The organism is Sphingomonas sp. CCH9-E2 (genome assembly GCF_001557215.1).
GTDB lineage: Bacteria > Pseudomonadota > Alphaproteobacteria > Sphingomonadales > Sphingomonadaceae > Sphingomonas.
Window position 1 is genome coordinate 1 of sequence record NZ_LSJM01000097.1, and the last position, 2907, is coordinate 2907.

4 protein-coding genes and 1 tRNA gene are annotated in these 2907 nt (G+C 66.8%); 1 reads left to right on the forward strand and 4 read right to left on the reverse strand.

Annotation, left to right across the window (positions count from 1 at the left end):
* Together AX681_RS05165 and AX681_RS05170 are read right to left on the reverse strand one after the other, a co-directional pair.
* The coding region (locus tag AX681_RS05165; RefSeq protein ID WP_156456037.1) for a hypothetical protein at nt 1–241 on the reverse strand (241 nt) is incomplete at its 3' end.
* A 245-nt stretch (nt 242–486) separates the two neighbouring features.
* Nucleotides 487–562 (reverse strand) — tRNA-Ala (locus AX681_RS05170).
* Nucleotides 563–780: 218 nt separating this feature from the next.
* Between AX681_RS05170 and AX681_RS05175 the strand changes: the two genes are divergently transcribed.
* A complete protein-coding gene (locus AX681_RS05175; RefSeq protein ID WP_082738033.1) occupies nt 781–1665 on the forward strand; it encodes a DUF2171 domain-containing protein in 885 nt (294 codons plus the stop codon).
* 75 nt (nt 1666–1740) lie between these two features.
* Here AX681_RS05175 and AX681_RS05180 read toward each other — a convergent pair whose 3' ends face one another.
* Both AX681_RS05180 and ypfJ read right to left on the reverse strand, forming a co-directional pair.
* Entirely contained in the window at nt 1741–2208 is a 468-nt protein-coding gene (locus tag AX681_RS05180) for a GreA/GreB family elongation factor (protein ID WP_066661864.1), read from the reverse strand.
* Between the two features lie 10 nt (nt 2209–2218).
* Nucleotides 2219–2907, reverse strand: a 689-nt coding sequence (ypfJ, locus tag AX681_RS05185; RefSeq protein WP_156456038.1) for a KPN_02809 family neutral zinc metallopeptidase, incomplete at its 5' end; no start/stop codon positions are given.

Here is a 2907-nt window from a genome sequence, read left to right on the forward strand (position 1 = left end):
GGCGGGACCAGGCGACCGCCAGCACATGGCCGACCGCCAGCATCACGGAGTAGCCGTGCCCCCACCACAGGACCGACGGCGCCATCGTCAGCGCCGCCGTGACCAGGCCCCAGCGCACCCCGAACCAGCGATAGGCGACAAGGTAGAAAAGCGGCCCGAGATAGAACTCAAACCCCGGGGCGACTACGAACCGGCTGCTCGACAGCCACACCGCGCCCGCGAGCGCCACAAGCCACAGCATGACCCCCGCCGCACGCGCTGGCGCAATGCCCGGAACGTATCGCTGCAGCGCGATCATCCTGCGTCCACCGCAGGCGCGCGCGTCCCGGTTGCTGTGCTGATCACCTCGGCGGCCATCCCCTCGCCCTAGCGCAAGCCGACTATCTTATCGTTAAACGAACCACACGCGATTCCGGTATAAATACGGTGCCGGGCGGCGGGGCCGCCGGCCGATCGACAGTCGATGAAGGGTTCAATGCATCAGGCTGGTGGAGCTGAGGGGAATCGAACCCCTGACCTCTGCAGTGCGATTGCAGCGCTCTCCCATCTGAGCTACAGCCCCGCTCCACGCCCCGGCACTGCCGGAAGGCCGTTCGTCTAGCTTTCCTCCCCTCGCTTTGCAACGCCAAACGCTTCGATTTTCCGGTGGGCCGGTCTCTGCCCCCGCTCGTCGCACCTGGCCCCCACGTGGCAGGAACAAGCCCCGCAACTCATTCATTTTTTTGCCGTGGGGCGCGCGGATGGCGCGTGCCCGGAAACCGGCAGGATGAGGAGGAGCCGATGGGCTACGAACCCTATCGCAACGACAATCGCAATGACTGGGGCGTGAGTGACCGCTCGTCGTCGCGCAGTTCCGGCTATGGCTATGGTTACGACCCGGATCGCGACCGATATCGGTCGAGCGCGCGCGAATATTATGCGGCCGACCACGACGAGCGCGGTCGTGGCGAGGACCGCTATGGCGCGCAGGGCTACCGCGGCGGGCGCGACTATGACGATCGCTACACCAGCGGCAGCCGCGGCTATCGCAACCAATATGATGAGGGCCGCAGCGGTCGCGGGCGCGAGCGCGGACCCGAAGGCTATCGCTATGAGGATCGCGGCTTTTTCGACCGTGCGGGCGATGAGGTCCGCTCATGGTTCGGTGACGACGAAGCGGAGCGCCGCCGCGCGGCCGATGCGCGTTACGACGCGCGCTACGGCGATGACGGGCGTGACGACAATTATCATGGCTGGCGCCGCCGCCAGATCGAGGATCTCGACCGCGATTATCACGAATATCGCCGCGAAAATCAGACGCGGTTCGAAAACGAGTTCGGTGCATGGCGCACCGAACGCCAGGGTCAGCGCAGTTCGCTCGCCCGCGTGGCCGAGCATATGGAAGTGGTCGGCTCCGACGGCGCGCATATCGGCACGGTCGACAAGGTGCGCGGCGACCGCATCGTGCTGACCAAGAGCGATCCCGATGCGGGCGGCCATCACCATTCGATCCCGTCGCGCTGGATCGAGTCGGTCGATGACAAGGTGACGATCCGCAAGACCGCCGACGAAGCCAAGGCGGCGTGGCGCGACGAAGACCGCAGCGGCGCGATGTTCGGTGAGCGCGAGCGCGACGACAATCGCGGCCCGCATTATCTCAATCGCAGCTTTTCCGGCACCTATTGACCGGAACTCCCAGGCGGAGCCGGTTCGCCGGTCCGCATCCTTTGGCCCGGGTGGCAACACCCGGGCTTTTTGGTGTCAGTCGGGGATCGGCCCGGCCGACAGGACCTCGATCGCTTCGCTGCGCCCGCCGAAATCGACGCGCTCGCCCACTTCCGCGCCGAGCATCGCGGCTGCAAGCGGCGCCTGAAACGCGATGCGATCCTGCGCGGGGTCGGCCTCATCATGGCCTACGATGTCGATCGCGCGCTCCCGCCCGTTCAGGCGAAAGCCGACCCGCGATCCGATCGCCACCACATCCGCCTCCGGCACCGGCGCCAGCTGCGCGGTGGTCTGGCGGGTATGCCAATAGCGCAGGTCGCGCAGCACCGGCGCACGCGCTTCCTCACCCTCCAGCCCGTCGAGCTGCGCCTCCAGCGCGCGCACCTGTGCATCGATCAGCGCCAGCCCGCGCGCGGTCACCAGATTGGGGCCAGCAGGGATCGGCAGCTCGAATCGGGGTTCCTTATGCTCCTCGTCGCTCTCGCGGCGGAATGCGACACTCATTCACTCATCCTCAAATCGCGCCGCTAAACGTGTCGCAGGCGGCAGGATTGCCGCTGTCCAGCCCGCGCTTCAGCCACTTCATGCGCTGCGCCGAAGTGCCATGGGTAAAGCTCTCCGGCACGATCGTCCCCTGCGCCTGCTTCTGCAGCGTATCGTCGCCGATCGCCTCGGCCGCGCGCAGCCCTTCCTCGATATCGCCGGGATCGAGCCGGTCGCGATTCTGCGCCGCCCACACGCCGGCATAGCAATCCGCCTGCAGCTCGACCCGCACCGACAGCGCATTGCCCTCGGCCTGGCTCATCCGCGACTGGCGTGCGCGCACCTGCTCCATCGTGCCGCTGACATTCTGGATATGGTGGCCGACCTCGTGCGCGATCACGTAATTCTGCGCGAAATCGCCCGCCGCGCCGAACCGCGTCGCCAGCTCACGGAAAAATCCGGTGTCGAGATAGATGCCGCGATCCGCCGGGCAATAGAACGGCCCGGCCGCCGAGCTTGCCTGACCGCAGCCCGACTGGACGCCACCTTCGTAGAAATTGAGCACCGGGGCGGGGTAACGCTGGCCCTGATCGGCGAAGAGCTTGGTCCAGGTCTGTTCGGTGCTGGTCATCACGCGGCACGCCTGCAGCTCCTCGGGCGTATCGCATGCCTTTTGCTGCGCCACCTGTTGCCCGCCGCTGCCGGTTGTCCCGCCGCCGC